The following is a 22,316-nucleotide window of genomic DNA, read 5'->3' on the forward strand; positions in this document are numbered from 1 at the left end:
AAGTGTCTAAATCAACCCGTGAAAATGTCTATTTCGCACCTTACATAGGTGATATTTAGACTCTAATTTTGCAGAAAACAAAAAAGCATGAACAATCAAAATTATTCCAGAACCTGGTTGGTAGCTGATGCTCCTGCCATCATTTTCCAAAAAATACTCGATGTTCGCGGATGGTGGTCGGGCTTGTATTCCGAAAAAATTGAAGGCAGTGCTGACAAACTGGGTGATGAATTTGACTTCCTGGCAGGTGATGGGCTGCATTATTCCAGACAAAAACTGGTTGAGCTCATTTTGAATCAAAAGATCGTTTGGCTGGTGACCGAAAGCAAGCTGTCTTTTATTGAAAAAAAGGATGAATGGACTGGTTCAAAATTGTGCTTTGAATTTGCCGAAAAGGGAAATGAAACCGAAGTACGTTTTACACATGAAGGCTTGGTACCCGAGATAGAATGTTACGAAGCCTGTTCAAATGGCTGGAGCGCCTATCTGGAAAAATTCCTGTCGCCATTGGTAAATGTGGCTATCTGATTATTTACATTATATTGAACCAACATGAACAAGCACATCCAAAAAATTCATCACTTTAGAAAGTTCATTCTTCAGAATATTGAAACCTTGAGCATTGAGCAACTCAATGAAATCCCGCAAGGGCTCAACAACAACATCATCTGGAATTTGGGTCATTTGATTGCTTCTGCTCAAATGATTTTTTACAAGAGGGCTGGTTTGCCTTTTACCATTGACGAAAAGTACATCACGCCATTTTTGCCCAATAGCCGGCCCGATGGATACATCACTGCAACCGATGTTGAGAACCTGAAAGACCTGGCTTTAAGCACGATCGAAAACATGCAGACCGATTACCACATCAAAGATTTTAACCAATACATCAAGTCTGAAAATATTGAAAGGGTTTATGGAATAGAAGTGCTTACAATTGATGATGCCCTGGAATTTTTGCTTTATCATGAAGGCTACCATACGGGAAAAATAATCTCCTTAAAACAGTTAATTCTTAAGGAATAAGCATACTTATAAAACTTTTAAAAAATAGACTTTTGGAGCTTCGATTTGGGGTTGAAGGCCGTTAAGCCAGTTGGGGTTGGCAAGGCTTATTTTCATTTTTTGATTTTTGAAATGGTCCTGGCAATTGATTTTGTCGCTTTGTCCATGTCCTTGATGGCAAAGTCAATGGCTTCCAGAATTAAGGCTTCCACCTTCGGGTTTCTATAATCACTCGCTTCTTTTACGTCGATGTGGCGGATCAAATTGCCCGTTCCAGTCAGGAGTTTATGAGGGTCTTTCAATAGGGTTCCCTTGTTAAAGCCCAGGTTCAAATGATTGCTGTATATGGGCAGCATACAAAATGCGTCGGAGAGTTTGTCAGAAATCGAAAAAACGGCCGTCAAGGCGTGGGTATGATAAAGGAGTTCATTACTGTCGGGATATAGTTCCAGGATGTATTGACGCAAATCGGTGAATAGACCTATAAGCCTCTGGTCTTTAAAATCCAACAAGGATTGGAAGTCTGGATGAATGGGTCTTGGGTTGTTCATTTTGTGGTGTTGTGGAAGTTGACTAATTCATAGTTAACATTTCGCCCGCCTTCGTTTGTTTGTTGCAAGATACTTTTTTCAAGTTTGTTCCCCTGCTTCTTTCCCAATTGGTTTAATACATCGATTATTCGCAAAATTGCGGACACGGTGTATAGTTGGCTTTAACGCGTAAAAAAATCAAGTTGAAGCCAACTATTGACCCTTCTTGGGCGGAATGCACTACGATTCGCATATATTCCGCCCAATAAATTTTGTATACCGGGCGGAATCTTGTGTTTTTAACCCTCATTCCGCCCATGGTACATGGATACTCATAAAATGGGTCATTATTCCCTGTCCACTGTGTAATTCAATTCCGTCACCCCACAACTAAATGGCCGGGTAGTCACCAGGTTGAGTTTTATTTTATCCTGGATGTCTACAAACAATGGAATGCCTCGCCCAAGAACAATTGGATTGACAAAGAGCCAGTAGCCGTCAATCAAGTTTTGTTGAATCAGTGCATGGGTTGCCGTCGGGCTACCAAAAAGCAAAATCTCATTTCCTGCTTGTTGTTTGATTGCATTGATGCTGTCCGTGAGGCTATCGCTAATGATTTTTGTATTGGTTAGACCAGAATCTTCCAGCGTTTTTGACAAAACAATTTTGTGCACCTGCTTATACCACTTTGAATGTTCTATGTCGTGTTTGGACGCGTTCGGTTGGTCTGCGGCGGTAGGCCAGTAACTTTCCATCATCTGATAAGTTACCCGCCCGTATAATGCAGTATCGCCTTCGCTAATCCGCTTACCGACGTGATCAAAAATTTCTTGATCCACTTTAATCCAGTCCATTTCTCCGTTCGGGCCTGCTACAAAACCGTCCAGGGATAGGTGCATAAAAGAAATTATTTTTCTCATTGTTGCTGTTTTGAGGGTTACCTGTAGTGCAATGCGAAATTATAGGAAGAAATTCATTCGGAGGTAAGGTTGGCGCGTTTGTTTTGAATCAGCATTCTTTCGGGTTTTCCGAAGGTAAAAATGTTGAAATGCCAATATAAGGCTACCTGTTTTATCAAGTAAAAAATTCCACTCAAAGGATATTAGATAAATCAGGCAAAATAGTCGATGGATCAAGTAATTAGGATGCACAGGAAACTATATTTCTTCCCACCTTTGTTACTTACAATCCTATAAAATGATCGTCAACATGAAAAAAATCAGTTTGCTTCTGCTCTCCTTGCTTACCTACAGTTTGGTAATGGCGCAGGAACTTGGCCAACAACGTGGCCCACAATTCAACTCCCCGGTGGTGGAGGCGGATAACAAAGTAACATTTAAAGTTCACTCCTCCAAGGCCCAGTCGGTTACGATCAATGGAAGCTGGATGGGATTTGGCCAGACAACTCCGTTGATCAAAGGTGCAGACAATGTATGGTCTGTAACGGTTGGTCCATTGGAGCCCAGTATGTATCACTATAATTTTTTTATTGATAGCGTAAGCACCATTGACCCCAAAAATGCTCATGCGCTACGAGATGGTGTGCGTTATGCTAGCATGCTTCTGGTTCCAGGCGAGGGTTCAAAACTGTTTGAGGTGAATGATGTTCCTCATGGCTCATTGTCGCAGGTGTGGTACAATTCTCCTTCGCTCAATCTTAATCGTAGAATGTACGTGTATACGCCTCCCGGTTATGATAGCAGCAAAGACAAATATCCGGTATTGTACCTCTTGCACGGCGGCGGTGGCGATGAAGATGCCTGGACTTCTTTGGGGCGGGCAAACTATATTTTGGATAACCTCATTGCCCAAGGCAAAGCCAAGCCGATGATTGTGGTGATGACCAATGGAAATGCTTTTCAGACCTCATCACTGCGCACTGCAGCCAACGCGCCTGTAATTACCCGTGAAACATTCATGAAGTATGCGGGACTATTTGAAGGGAGCCTGGTCAAGGATGTTATCCCCTATATTGAAAAAAATTACCGCGTAAAAGCCGCCAAGGAAAGCCGGGCCGTTGCCGGTTTATCGATGGGGGGCATGCACACCATCACTGCATCCATCGAATACCCGGAGGTGTTTGGGTACATCGGAGTGTTTAGCAGCGGGATCTTTCAGCCAAGCCCAGATCAGGAGGCCAAATTTATGGCGCTTAAAAAGGCGGGTTTCAATAAATACTGGGTTGCCTGTGGCAAAGATGACTTCGTCATGGAATCGAATAAACGCCTTTTGGACATGCTGAATAAAACCGGAATCAAGCATGAGTATTTTGAAAACGGGGGTGGACACACTTGGGCGAATTGGCGGACTTATTTGAGCCTATTTGCGCCGATGTTGTTTTAGGAATGCGTTTTTGTGCTTCGATTCAAGGCTAATTTTGGAAATAAGTAGCTCAAAAAGATAGATATTTCCAAAATTGGGTTTAATTTTGGAAATAAGCCTAAATTTTAGAGGCTTATTTCCAAAATTAACCCACAATGATCATAGGTCGAACACAAGAACAAGAAACTTTTCAGAAATTACTTCAATCCAACCAAGCTGAGTTTGGAGTAGTTTATGGGCGCCGTCGGGTTGGGAAAACCTATTTGGTAAGAGAGTTTTTTAAAGACCGTATTGTTTTCAGCTTTACAGGTTCCTATGAAACGGAGACAGCTACACAACTCAATAATTTTTACGAAGAATTAAAACGGGTTTGGGCTTTAGCAGAAAATCGCAAAAAGCCTAAAAACTGGTCCGAGGCCTTCCATTTACTTACTGACTTCCTTCTGGCTATGCCGGTAAGCCCTGAAAAAATAGTTGTTTTTATTGATGAACTCCCTTGGCTTGACCGAACCGGTGCAGGCTTTGTCTCAGCTTTAGCCTATTTTTGGAATCAGCATGCGTCTCGTATGAACAATTTGATTCTGATGACCTGTGGTTCGGCAGCATCATGGATATTGCGCAAATTGCTGAATGACAAAGGAGGCTTACACAATCGCATCACCAAACGTATTGAATTAAAACCTTTTACACTTAACGAGACCAAAGCTTTTTGTCAATTCAAAAACCTGAAATTCACCCAATACCAAATTGCCCAATTGTACATGGTGATGGGCGGAGTACCCTATTATTGGCAGGCAGTTGAACAAGGTAAAAGTGTGCCTCAGGTGATTGATCAGCTTTGTTTCGAACAAAATGGGCTCTTGGCTACCGAATTCAGGCCACTTTTTCAGTCTCTTTTCAAACATGCTGAAAACCACATTCAAATCATCGAGACCTTGGCCAAACATCCTTATGGAATGACCCGCAATCAATTGCTGGAGCAGATTAAGGTAAACAATGGTGGCTCTTTTGCCCGCACATTGGATCAACTGATCGATTGTGGTTTTGTTAAAGCGCTACGGCCTTTTGGCAAAAAAACTAGAGAATCGGTATTCCGGGTCATTGATTTTTACAGCATTTTTTTCTTAAAATTTATCAATGGGAACGTCAGCGACCGTACCAATGTCTGGCAAAGTCTTTCTAATGGGGCGAGCTACCAATCCTGGATGGGATATGCTTTTGAAAATATCTGCTTAACCCACCTCAAACCGATCCACGAAGCATTAGGTATTAGTGGCATTTACACCCAAGCTTCCTCTTTCCATTTTAAAGGAAATGATGAACTACCTGGTGTACAGATCGACTTGATCATCGATCGGAACGATGGCATCATCAATCTTTGCGAAGCCAAATACACCAATGATGAATTTGTATTGACCAAGGAATATACTGCTGTTTTGAGGAGAAGGCGTACGGTTTTCCAACACCTAACTCGTACTAAAAAATCGGTGGTGACTACTCTTTTGACAACTTACCCTGCACTACAAAATGCTTATTATCGGGAGGAGATTCATTCGGAGGTAAGTTTGGAGCGGTTGTTTTGAACCTGAGGTAAGCTTTTTCAACAAAAAAATCCCGCAGCGCCCCTCGCGCTGCGGGATCAATTTACCTACCTATCCACCCCGTAGGGTTTTTCGTCTTATCCCACAATGGGTTATCATTTGCTACTTCACCACACTCAACCTCTGCGTCTGTACCAATCCATCGCTCAACAAGCGGATGAAGTACATGCCAGCAGGCAAAGTGCTCGTATTCACATTCAATTTGTGGAAACCTTCGGTTTGTTGCCCTTGATCCAGGGTTTGAACCAATTTGCCATTCAAATCGTAAAGGTCAATTTTCAAGGTACGCGAGCGGCCCAAGGCATAAGTCAAGGTAGCTTGTTCTTTGGCCGGATTGGGATACACACTCAGTTGTACGAAGTCGGTTTCGTTGTTTTTGAGGTCAACCGCTGAGGTGCTGATGTCGCCACTGATGTAGTTGCTGAACTTGCGGGTGCTGAGGATATTGCCTTCAGCATCAAAGTAAGTGATCAGCAAGGTAGGTGCGGTTTTGGCACCACTGTTGTCGGCAATCACCAGGGAGATACCTTTTTCGATAGCCGTTCCACAGTATTCCAGATCCTCCACCGATGGGAAGCTGCTATACACATAATCGGTACCCATCGAAGTGTTGACTGCACAGTTTTGATCATCACGCAGGCCTTCACCTTCAATTTTTCCAGCATTTGCAGCAAAAATGTAGGGCGCAGAAGACAAGCGACCAGTACCAGGATCGGTTTGATCCAGGCTCACGGCCATGGCCGCAATTTCGCTGTGGTACTTTGAATTAGGATCGGCTTGCAAACGCACTGCGTACAATTTCGACTGGATGGCGTGGCTCAGCGTAGGCACGTCGTGGTTGATGATGTTGCCTTTCCACTTCAGGGTATCGCGGCAGAAGGTGCCATCGCAGTAGTTCACTTGCAAAACGATGTTGCTGCCATAGGTCACACTTGCACTCACCCAGAATACCAGGCTATTGTAAGCAGGAGGGCTCAGGGAAATCAGGCTGGTGCTGGTCATTGGTTGAGACAAACCACCATCCACTGTGTAACTTCCGGCGCTCAACCCAGCCGCTGCGAGAATATTCACCGAGCAAATTGGCTTGGTAGAAGGATTCGTATAAGTGAAAATGCCAGTCTTTTTGAAATGAGAGCTCTTGAACACCAAGTCCCATTCGCCGCAGCAATCACTAGGTTTTTGTGGTTTGCAACCGTCCAGTTTGATTTCTTTGAAGCACTGTTCTCCATTGGCAAAAGTGATGCTGAACATGACCACCATACTGCCAGTGGTATTGTTGGGGCTGGCGTCAAAACACATGTCCATTGTAGGTGCGCAACCATTCGGGATGAAGTTGAAGTTGCTTTGGCCTTGGTAAGCGCCCAGGCTAGCCGCACAGTTCCAGTTGGCACTGCTGATCACTCCACCTTGCACCGTAACCTGAATCAGTTTGACTTCACAAGGGGTAACCAGTTTCAGGCAGCACTTGCCCTGGATGGCTTGTAGGGTCGTTTTTTCGCAGCAACCACTCGATACTACAGAGGCGCAAACGGTATTGGAAGCCGCCGGGGTCAGCGGGGTATAAGTCAGGTTGCCGTTGATGATGTATTTGCCCGAACCACGGGATACAAAATCGTTGCAAGCTTGCTGGTTGGTTTGAGCATTGGCAGCTGTAGTCACCTTGAAGCTGGAGCGCAAGGTACCACCACTGATCAGGCCATAAGCCGCCCCGAAACCAATGCCTACGTTGTTGCCAGATCCAGTGAAAGGCCAGGCGTCGGCAGTGCTGCCGATGTTGATCCCCATCGAGTTCAGAATACTCAGGTTGTTTCCGGCCATGGTACCTGCGGTGCCCGTTGCGGGAGGTGTAGCAACAACCGCATAGGCATAGCCAGTCGGGTTGCTCACGCCAAACTGTGAGCCACGGGTCAAAGAGCGATTCATCACTCTCCAGTCGTTGGCACCGTCGTTCATCGGCAGCAAGTCAACTTTGCGCACATCGTACAATGGGCCAGTACCGGTGTTTTTAATGTTCAAACGGTACCAAAGGCTACCACCAGCGGTTGTTGTCGTACTGTTTGCCCAGGTCACGTTGTCTTTGCTGATTTCTTTGGTCAGTTCAGTGCCATGGGTTACGTTGATGATGGTGTACACCACGTTGGAAGTTTCACCAACGGGCAGGTTGCCGCCAGAGCCTTTGAAAGTATTGGGAACAATGCCACTCGCTGCGTCAGCCGCTACTTGCACATCAAATTCGATGAAGTAAAAAGTCACGCCCTGGGTGCCGTACACCCCACAATTGGCGTAGTAAAAGTCCTGGCATTCGGCGGCGATGTTCAGGTTGTTCCAGTTCAGGGTTTGGCCACTAACACTGGGGCTGCTAATTGCCCAGGGGGTTGCTCCTACCCCACCGCAGGCAGGATTGTAATTGTTGCTGGAATAGGCAATTTGGTTGCCGACATAGGTCAAACTGGGGTCAAGGATATCGCTGAGGTTGAAGTTGGTGGCGTTTTGGGAACCAATGTTTTGTACCCGCAAACGATAGCGGAAGGTATTGCCAGGTTGATAAGCCACTTGGGGGCTGCAAATTTCTTTGTACAAGCACAAATCCGGCGCAGGAGTGGAAGTGACAAAACTCACGCAGCTTTGTTGATTAGGAATTTGGCTTGACGTCAGATTGGCGCAGTTGGTAATGGTTGTATTGGGCGCTACGTTCGAATTGATGGTGAAGTAAATCTGGATTTGTAAACAGGCCGAAGCGGCCAGGCCAGTTTGGCTAAAATTCAAACTTGCCACCGGGCTGCCGATTGGAGCGGTCCAGTTGATGTTGCCCGTTTGGCTGCTGGCAATGGTAGAAACCGAACTATTGGCCAGAGTAGCGGAGGCAGTAACGGGAGCAGAAGCGTTGAATACAATTGAGTTAACCGTAACACCTGCGGGCAATACGTCTTGTACCGAAAAAGTCAGCGGGGTGTTGCCATTGTTGCAAGTAGTCAGGTAGTAAATGCCCTGGCAGCCAGGCATTTTGTTGTTCAGGTACAAACCTTTGCTAAAAGTACCGGAGCTGATTGGCGCAGCAACCTGTACACAAGTGGTGTTGCTGTTGGCACTGAATTGTTGGTTACAAACATTGGTACCGGAAAGTGTTGCAGTATTGGGAATTTGAGTACCCACTGGGAAAGAAGCTGCTGGGTAATTCACTGTCACTTGACAAACCTGATACACCCAGGGGTTGGCGGCGTTGAGGTTGCCAACGTTCCAGGTAAGGGTGTTGCCACTTTGGGTGATGCCGCAAGTACTGGAAACCAAGGTTGCACCGGCAGGTAGTACGTCAGTAACAACAGCGCTGTTCAGGTTGATTTGGCCATCGTCGTTGCCTTGGTAAGGACTGGCTTTGTACACGATCAGGTTATAGGTAACATTACCGCCCAGCGCCATGATGTATTGGCAACCGTTGTTTTGAGGGTTCCAGGACAAACCTGTCACACCTTTACTTACGGCAAAGGGGTTATTTGCAGTAGCGGTCGTAGAGATAAAATCAGTGCAAATTTTGGATTGGTTTTTGGCTTCCAGGCATATCTGGTTGCGTGCGGTTGTGCCGGGGCAAGTGGTGCCCGCCGGGAAGTGAACGTTGATTTGGAAAGTGCCGCTACAACCGGAGCTTACCGAAGCGAGACTGTAAGTCACTAGGTTGCCACTCACACTTACCACTGGGGTACCACAACCGGAACCCGGAATAACCCCATCAATCACCAAACTACTTGGCACCTGATCGGTGATGGCGATGCTGGTGGCCCCAGCCGGAATGGTGTAAAAAATGGTGTAGGTAAAAACGACGCCCGAAGGTACAGTAGAGTTGCTGACTTGTTTCTTCACCGCAAACCCGTTGGCAGTAGCGGTATTGGTTACGGTAGGTTGGACTTGAGCCAACAAGGTGCTCGGAACACTCAACATCAGGAGGTAAAAGAGCACTAACATCAAACGGCTTTGGAACTTTTTCATGTTCATGGAATTAAAATTTGGACGAAATAGACTTTCTAAATTGAAGCTCAAAAAAACCTTGTGCTGGCCAATTGAGCTTTTGTTCATAAAGTCTGATAAGTAGGCTTCATCTACTCATCTCCAAAGCCGTTGGTTTCTTACGCTCGTTTGCGAAGTTTTTTCAAAAAAAATTCAAGCTCACTATTTTTTCAATAAACTCCCTTTGCCTACCGCTATTTCCGAGCCTTCGGCCAAAAACACCGACTTGGGTTCGAGGCCATTTAAAAAGGCAAATTCTGTGCCATAGGCTGCACCAAAATCAACAGTGCATTCAAAAGTTTGTGCCGCATACGTTTGCCAGCGCGGGTGCTCTACGGCATACTCCATCGTCTGTTGTGCATCCCAGCGAGCGTAGCCCCAATAGTGTTCAGTAATGAATTCTGCTTCGCTGCCAGGAACCAAATCGACGCCTTGAGCATCAGCAATGGTGGAAAAACGATGTTCACGGCCTTGTTGCCTCCAGGAATATTCAACTTGTAGCTGTCCGGGCGTTTCATTCCATCGGTACTGCATGGGTACCGTTTTGTAACGCTCACGGTATAAGGTATTGGCTACCCAGGTGATGGTGGGTACGGGTACCAACTCGCGGATGAATACTACGCCCCTTTTCCAACCCAATTCGGGGTCTTGATACCGCACGTAAAAACGCAGGTTGATTTCCGGGAAATGCCTATGCCCGGGAAAACCCATCCCCAGCACTTTGGTATTCATAAACCGGAAGCCCACCAAACTGACGTAGCAGGTATCATTCCACAAATCCAGTTCCACTCCGGCTGGCAGGTATTGCACCAGTACCGCTGGATCAACGGCGTAATTGAACATCAGAAGGCGACGCCATTCGGCCGTAAGGAAGGGATTTTGCATGGTAAAAATTTGAGGGCCTGCCTACGGCAGGGCTTATTTTTAAGTATAGCCACAAAGCCACAAAGGCACAAAGGCACAAAGGGACTAAGGGACTAAGACACTAAGTTACAATATAACCATCCTTTATTTCTTTGTGTCTTTGTGTCTTTGTGTCTTTGTGGCAAAAAAACTACGCCCGAATATGTCCATCCCCTTTCACCACCCACTTGTAACTGGTCAACTCCGGCAAAGCCATCGGCCCACGGGCGTGTAACTTTTGGGTGCTGATGCCAATTTCGGCGCCCATCCCAAATTGAGCACCATCGGTAAAAGCCGTAGAAGCATTGGTGTACACCACCGCTGCGTCCACATCCCGCAAAAACTGCGCTTGCACATCCGGGTCTTCCGCTACGATGGTTTCACTATGGCGGGAGGAATACTGATCGATGTGGTCCAGGGCAGCTTGCAGGTTGGCCACGGTTTTTACCGACATTTTGTAGGATAAAAACTCGGTCCCAAAATGCGCCTCCGTGGCTAAGGACAACAACCCGGCAGGGTAATGGCCTTCCAGTTGCGCCAGTGCTGCCTCGTCGGCGAACAATTCCACCTGGCTGGCGGCCAAAGGTTGCAACAAGGCAGCCAAATCACCCAACCTAGCTTCGTGGATGATCAAAGTGTCCAAGGCATTGCACACACTGACCCGCCGGGTTTTGGCATTGTGCACGATGGCACTGCCTTTGGCCAGGTCGCCACTGGCATCAAAATAGGTATGAACAATACCCGCTCCGGTTTCGATAACGGGTACGGTAGCGTTTTTGCGCACAAAATCGATCAGCCCCTGGCTGCCTCGGGGAATCACCAGGTCGATGTATTGGTTGGCGGTCAGAATGGGCAAAAGAGCTTCCCGTTCGCTGGGGGCGAGATACACCGTTTGTTCCAGCTGGTAATCAGCCAGGATGTTTTTGATCAGGCCAACGATGGCCAGATTGGAAAAATGGGCATCGCGGCTACCTTTCAGCACAGCTGCATTCCCCGATTTGAGGCAAAGGGCAAATACGTCGAAGGTTACATTGGGCCGGGATTCGTACACGATGCCAATCAAGCCCATGGGCACCGTTATTTTTTTGATCTCCAGACCATTGGGCAAGGTTTTTTCTTCCAATACCTGCCCCAGTGGTGAAGGCAATTGAGCTACTTTGCGAATGTCGTTGGCAATGTCCTGGAGGCGTTGGGGGTTCAACAAAAGGCGGTCGTACTTGGGATCTGCGGGGTCCATGCGTTCCAGGTCCTGTTGATTGGCGGCCAAAAGAGCGGGAGTTTGAGCGACACAGGCATCGGCCAGGCGGTTTAGAATGGTATTGATGTCCGCATTGCTGAGTTGATTCAGTTTGCGGGCCGCCTGACGGGTGGCGTGGAGTTGTTCCAGGATGCTGTCCATTGCTAAAAGTAGTTTTAATCAAAAGCCAAAAATAGGAGCAAAAAGTTTCCAGTCAGGGTCAATGAATCTAAAAAATTTACCCAAATTCACCTTAAATCTACTGTCCAAAACCAAAAAGACCGCCATGTTCAGCCATTTTACCTCACTTTCCATCTTGCTCTGCCTTAGCCTAACCGTGCTGAATGCACAAAAAATCCAAACCATAGGCGGCAGCATTTCCCCCTCCAAAATGGGCCTCACCCTCATCCATGAGCACGTGTTTCTCGATTGGTCAGGCGCAGAAAAAACCCGGCCAGAAATCTGGAACAACGACTCCGCAGTAACTGTCATCCTGCCTTATTTGAGGGCCGCCCAAAAATATGGCGTCAAAACCATTTTGGAATGCACCCCCCACTACATTGGCCGCAACCCCAAACTACTGGCGCGTTTGGCAGATAGCACCGGACTGCAGTTTTTGAGCAATACAGGTTATTATGGAGCAAGAGGTGACCAACACATCCCTGCCAGTGCCTATACTGAAACGGTGGAACAAATTGCCGAGCGCTGGCTGGATGAATTTAAAAATGGCATTGATGGCACCTCCATCCGGCCTGGCTTCATCAAAATTGGGGTAGATGGAGAATCAACACTTTCCGAGATTGATGCCAAAATCGTACGCGCCGCAGCACTAACCCACTTGCGCAGCGGCCTGACGATTGTGGCCCATACTGGCCCTGATCCATTGGCTTTGCAACAGGTGGAGATCTTGGAGCAGGCAGGTGTAGCCCTTAATGCCTGGGTGTGGACGCACGCCCAAGGTGGTACCGATGCAGTACGGATAGCCTTGGCCAAAAAAGGAGCCTGGATTTCGTTGGATGGCCTGGGTTGGGTGAATCCAGCTGAACGAGGCGGTGATTCTACGGCCTTGATGAATTATGTCAAGGCCATTGAGGCGTTGAAGGTGGCGGGCTGTTTGAAGCGGGTTTTGTTGTCGCACGATGCGGGCTGGTATACGCATGGGGTGCCGGGCGGTGGGCGCTTTCAGCCTTACACTTTGATTTTTACCCACCTTTTGCCTGTTTTGCGGGAGCGGGGTTTTTCGGAAAAAGAAATTGAATTGATGTTGGTGAAAAACCCGCAGGAGGCTTTTAAAATCAGGGTAAGGGCGCTTAGAAAATAACTACTGAGGTGTACCTTCGGTGCCTTAGGTTTCTTAGGTGGTGAAGAAAAAGATTTTTAACCACCTAAGAAACCTAAGGCACTGAAGGGGCACTTCAGGAGCGAGTTATTCTCTCGCAATGGGATCAGCCACCCCATCCGGGTCATTTTTAGCCGTTCCCCTGGTCGGTATCCTCACCCCTCGAATCAACAACAATGCCGCCACATGCGGCGCCGCCGCCGAAGTACCCGAAGCAATCGCATACCGCCCATTCAACCAAGTAGAAGTAATTCTTACCCCATAAGCCGCCACATCCACCACATCATTGCCAAAATTGGAAAAACTGGCAAAAGTATCCGTACTATCCACCGCCGATACCGTAAAAACATTGCTGTGGTTGATCCGGGCTGGTGAATATGCAGATGCAGCTTCACCCTCATTCCCAGCAGCAATGGCAAAAAGGATACCTTTATCAGCAGCAGCGCGGATTTCGCGGTCCAATGCCAGAGAGGTGCCTTCGCCGCCCAGACTCATGTTGACCACATCGCCCGCCTGGCCATTCTGGCTGGCATATGCTACGGCACGCAAGATATCCGAAACCCGGCCTTCTCCATCTTTGTCCAACACCTTGAGCGCCACCATGTGGGCACCCGAAGCGACGCCCAAAACGCCCAGGTTGTTGTTCAACGCCCCGATGATGCCCGCCACGTGGGTACCATGTCCATTCACGTCATCCACCGTGGTTTCACCAGACACAAAGGATTGGCTGCGTTCGGTATCAATGTTGAGGTCGGGATGATCCAAATCGACGCCAGAATCGATGATCCAGACGGTTTTATCACTGAAATTGAGGCCATTGCCATAGCCCGTTTTGCGCACATTCCACACCACTTGCCGGGCGCTCACCAGTTCTACACAGGCACAAAGGCCCAGGATGCGGTCGGGTTCAACAAAATCAACGGCAGGGTCATTTTGCAAACGTTGCACAGTGGCTTCACTGAGTTGGGCCACAAAGCCATCGATGGCAGCACCATGAAAACTGCTTTCGATATTTTCTTCACTTGTGCTACTGTAGCGTCGCATGAGGTCTTCGGCTTGTGCTTGTACCGACGCTGTAGTGGCACTGCTGCGCAAACTACCTTCTTTCATCACTACAATATAAGTATCCACAATGATGGCGCCACTACTGGCCGAAGCTTTGACCAAACAATCATCGGACTCGACGGGGGTGGTCGTTAAACTGTCGTCAGCATCGGGGGTACAAGCCCATAAGCCCAGCAGCATGACCGTTAAAAAAGTTACCCTTAACATAATTATCCTTTTTATCGGGTGAATCAAACGCTCACATAAGGGTAAAGGGGTGCTGCATGTACTCAATTAGATGGTTGGATGTGATTACTTCGACTTTAAAACGACAATTCCCATTTTGGGGATAAAAAGGAAAGCTTAAAGTTTTGTCAGTGAAATGCTAAAGTCGTCTATTGAAATGGCTTTTTTATCCAAAATCCCGAACAGGCTATGCCCAAAAACTTTTCCTTGCATCTATCCGTTAAAATCTGCATAATGCATCTTTGAAAAAGGAAACCATGTCAAAAAAAGCTGTCCAACATCGCGTATACGAAAGCCTTTCGCTTCCCTTCAAATTTGTGGTGGGCATTTGGCTGATCCATTTTGCCCAAAGCATTTTAAATTTGAATCTGGGCAGTTGGGGCATTTACCCCCGGGAGACCTTTGGATTGCCGGGAGTCATTACTGCGCCGCTGATCCACGCCGATTTTCCACACTTGTTGTCTAATACACCACCCTTGTTTGTGCTGAGTGCCATGGTGCTGTTTTTTTATCGATCGGTGGCCATCTCCAGTATCTCGCTGATCTATTTGCTCACTGGGGCTGCAGTTTGGGTATTTGGTCGTCCCGTATTCCATATTGGCGCCAGCGGGGTGATTTATGGTCTGGCCGCTTTTGTGGTGTTCAACGGCATTTTCCGGCGCAACCTCAAATCGATCGCCCTCGCCCTGATCGTAGGTTTTTATTACGGCTCGATGGTTTATGGCATTTTCCCCGGCCAGGAAGGCGTGAGTTGGGAAAGCCATTTGTTGGGCGCAGTAGTCGGGGTATTTGCTTCCTTTCTGTTCAAAAATTCAATTGAACGTGACGAACATCGGCAAATCCCCTCCTGGGAAAATGACCCAACCTACAACCAGGAACAGTTCTTTTTGAACCGCGATGCGTTTTTGAAAACAAAGTCGGAGCGGGAAAAGGAGACGAGGGATAATGAGTGGTTTCGGTAGGTGGGGTTGGCAGCATTACTGGACATTTTTGTATTTCAGAATCGAAGGACTTTATGAACAGTAGCTTTCAGCGCTTCAAATGCTTCTCCAAAAAACTTATGGTTGATGTTGAAATGGTTTGATCTTGTTTATTCAGCTTACAATTTCCCGATGTTTTTACGACCAATGGGAGGCAACTAAAATCCTCATGTTGTGCCGCATCGATCTTTACTATTTGCTGCTCACCCGTAAGTTTCTCTGAAAAATTATAGACCGAATCTACTTTTTCATCAGTCTCTAAAGTTGAACTTTCCAAACGAAGATAAGGAACCGAAATACTCCTATTTTTAAAATCCTGACTGTATCTTATTCCATCAAAATCGGCATTTTCTTCTTTTTGTTGCCCATAGTGATGATACTCTGAACCGTCGAGAGAGACCACACAAGCAACATTGGGAATTTTAGTTGCCAATATTGAACCGGCAAGCCCGCCCCAACTATACCCCACTATTCCAATTTTAGTAAAGTCAATATTTGTGCTCGATTTCAAGGTATTGATGGAAAAGATTGCATCGTTTATTTGTTCCAATAAATCTTCCTTCTTCATGGTCATATCGCCAGGAAAACGCCCGATGGAACTGATCGAAACCACCACAAACCCCTTTTTTGCCAGTGTTTCAAACAAGGTAAAATTTTCATAACTCATCCCGTTGTATGCGGAAAGATAGACCACCAAAGGGAACTTGGCAGCTACTGCTCTAGCATTTTTGAAGGTCTGGGTTTTAAAATTCAGCACTTTCAGCGAATCAGAACACTTAAAACCATCGCAAAAATATTGGGCTACCTGCTGGGTGAGCCCATTTCCAGCATTTGATGCCGTGTAGTAATTTGCCCTTTGTTCCAAAAGTCCCAAAATGTTGCGAAACAAAAGCGAGCTGTCCCTGGCGGATGGTTGATGTGCAGGATACCAAATGTCAATGTCAAGTGGCCGGAAATGCAGGTAGTCGGTAGTGTCAGTACCGGGCTTGTAAAGTCTTGATTTGTCTCGCGTTTGAATGGTTTTGAATCCTGCAAAATACACTTCCGTTTCAGCATTCCTTTTGCCAGAGCAGCCTACCAAAAAGAGTAGCAAGATGGATACGGGTAAAATCTTCATCATTAATGTTTGTCTTTCCGGAAGAAAGTTTGGCCCAGCAGGTCTAAGGGCGATAAAAAAATAAATGTTCATTTTGCCATAGGATTAGATAAGGAAACGGTTCAATTTAAGTGTCTTATCTAATCCTATAGCTTAAGAAAAATGGACATTAATTTTTGCCCCACTACTAAAGTGGTGCTGAACTTGCGGGGAAAAGACTGACGCCAAGGAGAAAGCGTTGTATGTCTGCCTTTGCTGATCCCATAAACCGCCAGTACCAGTATAGTTTTTTGTCGATTCATCACTTGAAAGTTCGTTCGGTTTAGATGCCAGCAATCCCGTAGAGTGGGATGTTCATCATCCAGTCTTGTGCTCGAAAACGGCTCATTGGGGTACGGATGGCGCTTGAAGGCTTTCGGTTGGGCATTTCCCAGCATGGCATTGAGCCTTTACATTATTTCGTACGAAAAAATGAGGCGTGACACACTTTTCTGGAGGAAAGGGGGAAATTGGGGCATTCGATTTTTGCATTCATTGCCCAAATTCCAGGTTTACGACCAGCGGCATAGCCGCAGGTCATTTCCTGAGGCTCTGCTGCTTTATTCCGGATCGCCAGGTGAATGTAAACTTTTAGGACAAGCCTTTAATTTTAGGACGAGACAACAAGTTCTTAGGCAACTCTCACTACCCCTCATCATCCAACTCCCCCACCACAACCCTTTCAATTCGATCCACGCCCCCTTCCCGTTTCACAAAATTACACCAGGCACAATTCGGCTTCCCGCAGCCCTCATAAAACTCCTGCTTGCGGATTTTCGCGTAGGCTTCCCGGATCATTTGCCGCATAAAGGCTGTATCATCCGCAGTGTAGCTCAATTGTACCACTGGGAATTGCCCATCCGGCGTAGGGTCCAGGTAAGCGATTTCGCCGAAGGTGACCCGGCGGGACGAGCGGTCGAAATGTTCAAAAAGCAGTTTGTAAAAAAGCAGTTGCCGCCAGTAGCTGCCGCCGTGGGGGTTGGTATCGCTGGGTCGGCGTAGTTTGCTGGTATCGTGGCTGCCCGTTTTGTAGTCGATGATGCCCACGCGGAGCTGGTCGTAGTATTCAATTTTGTCGATGGTGCCCGTGAGCGGTACGCCGTCGACCTCCACCTGGCGGATGGTGTATTCCACCTTCACCCGTTTGTGCCAGCGGCCGTAGTAATAGTTGTAGTAGCGGCTCAGTTGGCGTTTACCCAGTTCCAGGCGACGCTCGAAGGAGGCGTTGGAGAGTTGTTGGCGTTGGCGGTTCAGTTCCTGTTCGAAGAAGTAGAGCAGTTCTTTTTCCGAGGGGAAGAGCCGTTGCGGGGAGGCCAACATGCGCAAAAACAAACGTTGCAAGGTATTGTGTACCGCAGTGCCATAAGCCGTGGCCTCGTTGTGCAAGCCCGGCACCTTCAGGATGTATTCGTAATAAAAAGCCAGGGGGCAATTCAAAAAAGTGTTCAAGGCCGAAATGCTCATGCGGAAGTCGCGCAGCAGCGCCTCCACCATACCCCGATCCTGCGGCGCGATTTTCGGCTTTTCCTGTTCCTGCAAGCGCAGCAATTGAGTACCCAGGATCTCGGCAGCAGGCAGCACTTTTTGTTCCAAACTCAGCGCCTCGGTGCTCAACAACTCGTCGATGTACAAGGCCCGTTGCAATTCTTTCTCCGTATCGTCCTGCCGGGCGTAAGACAGGTGTAGAAAGCTTTTGGCCCGGGTCATCGCTACATAAAACAGGCGGCGCCGCGCCTCGGTAGCATCCTCTTCTCCCGAATACGTCAAAGTTTCCGGCAAGGAGAAGCGGTAACTGTTGCGCCCATTGGAAGGCTCCCAATAGTCTTTGACACAATCCAGCATAAAGACAGCCTTAAACTCCAAACCCTTCGCGCCATGCGCCGTCAGGAGTTGTACCCCCACCTGATCGTCGCTCAGGCGGCTCAGGGCCAGGGGCAGGCGATTGGCCTCCATACGGTGCAGGTTGTGTAGCAGCTCGCCAAGGCTGTAGTGCGGATGGCGCTGGCATTCTTCGCGCACGTATTGGAAAAAAGTGTGCAGCACCTGGATTTGCCAGGCGTGATTGGGCTGCGCCAGGATGAATTGCAGGAAGCCCGAGCGGTTCAGCAATTTTTCCAATAAAACGGGCAAGGGTTCATTCAAACTATCGCTGATGAGCTCCTCCAGCAAAATGGCGAAGTTACTCAGGGTATTGGCATGTTCCAGATTCAGTTCCGACAAGGCACCTTGATCCAGCAGCAGCTCGCGCCAGGGTGGGCGGGCATCGGTAGGAAAGCGCGACAAGTGGGTGCTCAGCCGCGCCAATTCCACTGGGGGAATGCCCAAAAACTGCGCGTGCAGGATTTGAAACAACTTCTGCTCCCCCGAATGCGGCTGTAAGGTTTCGTGGTGCAGGTAGTCCAACAAGTTGCGCAGCCGTTGGATCAGCGGCAATTCCAGGATGTTCACATCCCGACGGGTGAGGTAAGGGATGCCTTTTTTTTCCAACAAACCCAGCAAATTGCGCACCTGCCGATGTTGGGCGTAGATCACCGCGATTTCCTGGAGTGGAATGCCACTTTTTTGCAGCTGTTCGATCTGCCGCACGATGTCACTTTCTTCGCTGATGCGGTTGGGGTATTCCACGATGTGGGGCTGGTTTTGCCCTTTGGCGGCAGCCGCTTTGAGGTTTTTATTCAAACCCAGTGCCTGCAATTGCTGGATAACCCGCAGTTGGTTGTGTTGGATGAGTTGCCCGGCGCTGTCCAAAAAAGGCTGGACGGAGCGGTAGTTGTCGCTCAGCACCACCGTGTGCAAATCCTTTTCGTAGCGGGTATAAAAATCCGTGAGGTTTTTGAGGCGGGCACCTTGAAACTCAAAAATCGACTGGTCGTCGTCGCCCACCAAAAACACGTTGGGGGTCTCCCAGTAGTTGATCAGTTGCAGCAGGATTTCGTTTTGGGAACCGTTGGTGTCCTGGTATTCATCGACCAACACGTACAGGTAGCGCTCCTGGTAGCTGCGCAGGAGGTACTCGTGGGTTTCAAAGGCGCGGAGCACCCAAAGGATCATGTCCTGGTAATCGTAGCGGCGCGCAGCTTGTTTGGCGGCTTCGTAACGCGGGTAGAGCTCGGCGGCGGCACGCAGGCGTTGCATGCGGATTTGCTCTTCCTTGATTTTAGCTTCCTTCAGGTCGCCTTTTTGGTGATCGCCCTGCTTGCGCTGGTAGCGGTATTCGGGGCGTTCGGGCAAACTGGCCAACCAGGTATCAATTTGCTGGATGACGTACTCCGCCGTCCAGTCTTCCATTTTGCAACGCTGAAAAAAGTCTTGCAGGTGGGTTTCGTAGAAGTAGATGTCGCTTTGGCCTCGTTTGAGCGGGTGCTCTACATCCAGTTGGTCGAGCAAGCTGCGGATGAGGTCGACTTTTTCCAAATCCCCCAAGGGCTCCAAATCCTGGCGACCAAACAGTTCGAGGTTGTCCTGGATGACCGCGTTGCAAAAGGAGTGAAAGGTGTAAATGTGTACCCGGTGTCCATCCGGCCCGATGAGTTGCAGCAGGCGTTCGCGCATGGCCGTCACCCCGGCGTCGGTAAAGGTGAGGCAAAGGATGTTTTGTGGCTGGGTATCGGTTTCGATCAGGATTTTACCGATTCGCGAGGCCAAAATATGCGTCTTCCCTGTGCCCGGCCCCGCAATCACCATCACCGGCCCTTCAATCTGCTCAACGGCGGAACGCTGGGCAGGATTGAGTTTTTCTAACTCACGAAGGAAAGACTCGGTGTACTGCATTAATTAAAGATGAAAGATGAAAGATGAAAGATGAAAGAGGCAGGGCTTTCATCTTCTTTTCGGGTGGTAAGTTAAGGATTTTGGGGAAATTTGGAGATCGCTCTATGGCAGTAGCTTTTTTGCGCCTAACTGCATAGATTTGTTTTGTAAAAAAAACTAATGGACGTTTTGCTCGGAGGACATGAATAGCCCCTGGCTTTAGCCTGGGGTTGGCGTAATCCCTCTTGTTCGGGCTTTAGCCCTCGTTTGAAATAAGGCTTGGGCTAAAGCCCGATCAAGAGAGTGTTTCCATGACCCCAGGCTAAAGCCAGGGGCCATTCATGTCCTTCGTGTCTGAAAATAAAAATGTACACCATCTCCGCAAGTTTCGGATTTTATCCCAGCCCCATTCCTCCGATCTTTGTAGCGTAAAAAGCACCAACGATGAACACACAAGATCAACTCAACTACACCCGCATTGCCGAGGCAATCGAATACATCCGCACCCACTTCAAGGAGCAACCCAATCTGGATGAAGTGGCCGAAAAGGTACATTTAAGCCCTTTTCATTTTCAACGTTTGTTTAGTGAATGGGCGGGTACAAGTCCGAAGAAGTTTTTACAGTACATCAGCGTGCAGCACGCCAAAAAACTCTTGAAAGAAGAACAGGCTACCTTGTTTGATACCGCTTACGAAACCGGACTTTCCGGCACCAGCAGGCTACACGACCTCTTCATCAACATCGAAGGCATGACGCCAGCGGAATACAAAAACGGTGCAAAAAATCTGGACATCAATTACAGTTTTGCCGAAAGTCCCTTTGGCAATCTGATCGTGGCTTCGACCGTCAAAGGGGTTTGCTTCATGGGCTTTTATGAAGACGAGCCCACTGCTTTTGCGGCGCTGCAGGCGCATTTCCCCCACGCACAATTCACCCGCAAACTGGATATGATTCAGCAAAATGCCCTGTTCATTTTTCAGAATGACTGGAGCAAACTGCATGAAATCAAATTGCACCTTAAAGGCACCGATTTTCAACTCAAAGTGTGGGAAACCTTGCTCAAAATCCCCATGGGACAACTGGCCACCTATGGCACCATTGCCCAAAAAATTGGCAATCCGAATGCCTCTCGCGCCGTTGGTACCGCCATTGGCAGCAATCCGGTGGCCTTTTTGATCCCTTGTCACCGGGTAATTCAATCGACCGGAACCTTTGGGGGCTACATGTGGGGGCCTACGCGCAAAACGGCGATGATTGGTTGGGAAGGGGCAAAAACGCAAACAAATTGAGGCCGATGCTGTTTCATGAATGCGTCAGTGATGTCGAATTACAGCGGGCCATCCGCAATAAGACCATCGTTTTGGGCGGCAACAAACAATTAAAAATCTACGGTACTTTGCATTGCGCCTCGGGCAAAAGAATGAAACGGGTCAACCGCGTTTTTTTTGCCTCCGCAGCCGAAGCCATCAAAAGTGGTTTTCGCCCTTGCGGACATTGTATGAGGAGTGAATACCAAATCTGGAAACATGGACTTGTTCAGTAAACTTACAGATGCTAGCCTCAACCTGCTGCCGAAAGACGGGATTGTCAATTATTTTGGCCAGATCTTTAGTCCTCAGGAAGCGGATCAGTACTACCAGCAATTGCTGCACAAGATTGAATGGCGCAACGACGAAGCCCTGATGTTTGGCAAACTGATCACCACCAAGCGCAAGGTAGCCTGGTATGCTGAGACAGATTTTGAATACACCTATTCCAAAATCACCAAACGCGCCTTGCCCTGGACGCCGGAGTTGCTGGAATTGAAAAAAATCACCGAGGAAAAAACCGGTGAAACCTACAATTCTTGCCTGCTCAACCTCTACCACAGCGGGGAAGAAGGCATGGCCTGGCATAGCGATGGGGAAAAGGATTTAAAAAAGGATGGAGCGATTGGCTCTTTGAGTTTTGGGGCGGAGCGGAAGTTTGCCTTTAAACACAAGTCGAGTAAAGAAACGGTCGGGATTCTGCTGGAGCACGGGAGTTTGTTGGTGATGAAGGGGACGACGCAGACTTACTGGTTGCACCGTTTGCCGCCGACTAAAACAGTGGGGAGTCCACGGGTGAATTTGACGTTTCGGACGATAGAGGAAACGCGGTGATTTTTTTTCAAAAGCGACGTTTTTGTACCACAAAGATGAAAAAAGAGGGCACGGAGAACACAGAGTTAGATGTTGACGGGCTC

The 22,316-nt window shown here is 48.0% G+C and carries 17 protein-coding genes; 9 read left to right on the forward strand and 8 right to left on the reverse strand.

The features are described 5' to 3' along the window. The first annotated feature begins 87 nt into the window (after positions 1–87). Positions 88–528, forward strand: a complete 441-nt coding sequence (locus ACO08K_RS09605; RefSeq protein WP_421796178.1) for an SRPBCC domain-containing protein — start codon at positions 88–90, stop codon at positions 526–528. 24 nt (positions 529–552) lie between these two features. After that, complete coding sequence (locus ACO08K_RS09610) at positions 553–1,026, forward strand: DinB family protein (protein WP_421796179.1); 474 nt, start codon at positions 553–555, stop codon at positions 1,024–1,026. Positions 1,027–1,118: 92 nt separating this feature from the next. Here ACO08K_RS09610 and ACO08K_RS09615 read toward each other — a convergent pair whose 3' ends face one another. Together ACO08K_RS09615 and ACO08K_RS09620 are read right to left on the reverse strand one after the other, a co-directional pair. Further along, the gene (locus tag ACO08K_RS09615) at positions 1,119–1,556 is read right to left on the reverse strand and encodes a DUF1801 domain-containing protein (RefSeq protein ID WP_421796180.1); all 438 of its coding nucleotides are present in this window, start codon (positions 1,554–1,556) and stop codon (positions 1,119–1,121) included. Positions 1,557–1,882: 326 nt separating this feature from the next. Next, positions 1,883–2,455 carry a dihydrofolate reductase family protein gene (locus tag ACO08K_RS09620; protein WP_421796181.1) on the reverse strand — a complete coding sequence of 191 codons (573 nt, stop codon included), beginning with the start codon at positions 2,453–2,455 and terminating at the stop codon, positions 1,883–1,885. A gap of 289 nt (positions 2,456–2,744) precedes the next feature. Between ACO08K_RS09620 and ACO08K_RS09625 the strand changes: the two genes are divergently transcribed. Together ACO08K_RS09625 and ACO08K_RS09630 are read left to right on the forward strand one after the other, a co-directional pair. Then, the gene (locus tag ACO08K_RS09625; RefSeq protein WP_421796183.1) at positions 2,745–3,878 is read left to right on the forward strand and encodes an esterase; all 1,134 of its coding nucleotides are present in this window, start codon (positions 2,745–2,747) and stop codon (positions 3,876–3,878) included. 134 nt (positions 3,879–4,012) lie between these two features. After that, complete coding sequence (locus tag ACO08K_RS09630) at positions 4,013–5,440, forward strand: AAA family ATPase (protein ID WP_421796184.1); 1,428 nt, start codon at positions 4,013–4,015, stop codon at positions 5,438–5,440. 120 nt (positions 5,441–5,560) lie between these two features. Here the strand turns inward: ACO08K_RS09630 and ACO08K_RS09635 are convergent, their stop codons facing one another. The 3 genes from ACO08K_RS09635 to ACO08K_RS09645 all read right to left on the reverse strand — a co-directional run bounded on the left by ACO08K_RS09635 (position 5,561) and on the right by ACO08K_RS09645 (position 11,759). After that, a complete protein-coding gene (locus tag ACO08K_RS09635; protein WP_421796185.1) occupies positions 5,561–9,439 on the reverse strand; it encodes a T9SS type A sorting domain-containing protein in 3,879 nt (1,292 codons plus the stop codon). A 180-nt stretch (positions 9,440–9,619) separates the two neighbouring features. Continuing rightward, positions 9,620–10,342 (reverse strand): YqjF family protein, encoded by a 723-nt coding sequence (locus ACO08K_RS09640; RefSeq protein WP_421796186.1) that lies wholly within the window; start codon positions 10,340–10,342, stop codon positions 9,620–9,622. A 169-nt stretch (positions 10,343–10,511) separates the two neighbouring features. Next, the gene (locus ACO08K_RS09645) at positions 10,512–11,759 is read right to left on the reverse strand and encodes a glutamate-5-semialdehyde dehydrogenase (protein WP_421796187.1); all 1,248 of its coding nucleotides are present in this window, start codon (positions 11,757–11,759) and stop codon (positions 10,512–10,514) included. A 124-nt stretch (positions 11,760–11,883) separates the two neighbouring features. Here ACO08K_RS09645 and ACO08K_RS09650 point away from each other — a divergent pair, with 124 nt between their 5' ends. Continuing rightward, entirely contained in the window at positions 11,884–12,918 is a 1,035-nt protein-coding gene (locus ACO08K_RS09650) for a phosphotriesterase family protein (protein ID WP_421796188.1), read from the forward strand. Positions 12,919–13,023: 105 nt separating this feature from the next. On the opposite strand, the gene ACO08K_RS09655 is transcribed toward ACO08K_RS09650, so the two are convergent. After that, complete coding sequence (locus tag ACO08K_RS09655) at positions 13,024–14,208, reverse strand: S8 family serine peptidase (protein WP_421796189.1); 1,185 nt, start codon at positions 14,206–14,208, stop codon at positions 13,024–13,026. A 275-nt stretch (positions 14,209–14,483) separates the two neighbouring features. Here ACO08K_RS09655 and ACO08K_RS09660 point away from each other — a divergent pair, with 275 nt between their 5' ends. Then, positions 14,484–15,188 carry a rhomboid family intramembrane serine protease gene (locus ACO08K_RS09660; RefSeq protein WP_421796190.1) on the forward strand — a complete coding sequence of 235 codons (705 nt, stop codon included), beginning with the start codon at positions 14,484–14,486 and terminating at the stop codon, positions 15,186–15,188. A gap of 67 nt (positions 15,189–15,255) precedes the next feature. Here ACO08K_RS09660 and ACO08K_RS09665 read toward each other — a convergent pair whose 3' ends face one another. Next, positions 15,256–16,395, reverse strand: coding sequence for a dienelactone hydrolase family protein (locus tag ACO08K_RS09665; RefSeq protein ID WP_421796191.1), 1,140 nt, complete (start codon positions 16,393–16,395; stop codon positions 15,256–15,258). 591 nt (positions 16,396–16,986) lie between these two features. Next, positions 16,987–20,112, reverse strand: coding sequence for an ATP-dependent helicase (locus ACO08K_RS09670; RefSeq protein WP_421796192.1), 3,126 nt, complete (start codon positions 20,110–20,112; stop codon positions 16,987–16,989). 423 nt (positions 20,113–20,535) lie between these two features. Here ACO08K_RS09670 and ACO08K_RS09675 point away from each other — a divergent pair, with 423 nt between their 5' ends. Genes ACO08K_RS09675 through ACO08K_RS09685 form a run of 3 tightly spaced genes read left to right on the forward strand, consistent with a single transcriptional unit; the run spans position 20,536 to position 22,233 of the window. Beyond that, the gene (locus ACO08K_RS09675) at positions 20,536–21,381 is read left to right on the forward strand and encodes a methylated-DNA--[protein]-cysteine S-methyltransferase (protein ID WP_421796193.1); all 846 of its coding nucleotides are present in this window, start codon (positions 20,536–20,538) and stop codon (positions 21,379–21,381) included. 5 nt (positions 21,382–21,386) lie between these two features. Next, on the forward strand, positions 21,387–21,635 hold the full coding sequence (locus ACO08K_RS09680) for an Ada metal-binding domain-containing protein (protein WP_421796194.1): 249 nt from the start codon (positions 21,387–21,389) through the stop codon (positions 21,633–21,635). Beyond that, complete coding sequence (locus ACO08K_RS09685) at positions 21,619–22,233, forward strand: alpha-ketoglutarate-dependent dioxygenase AlkB family protein (protein WP_421796195.1); 615 nt, start codon at positions 21,619–21,621, stop codon at positions 22,231–22,233. The genes ACO08K_RS09680 and ACO08K_RS09685 overlap by 17 nt, the downstream gene beginning before the upstream one ends. Positions 22,234–22,316: the final 83 nt, after the last annotated feature.

The organism is Haliscomenobacter sp., assembly GCF_965225875.1.
Lineage (GTDB): Bacteria > Bacteroidota > Bacteroidia > Chitinophagales > Saprospiraceae > Haliscomenobacter.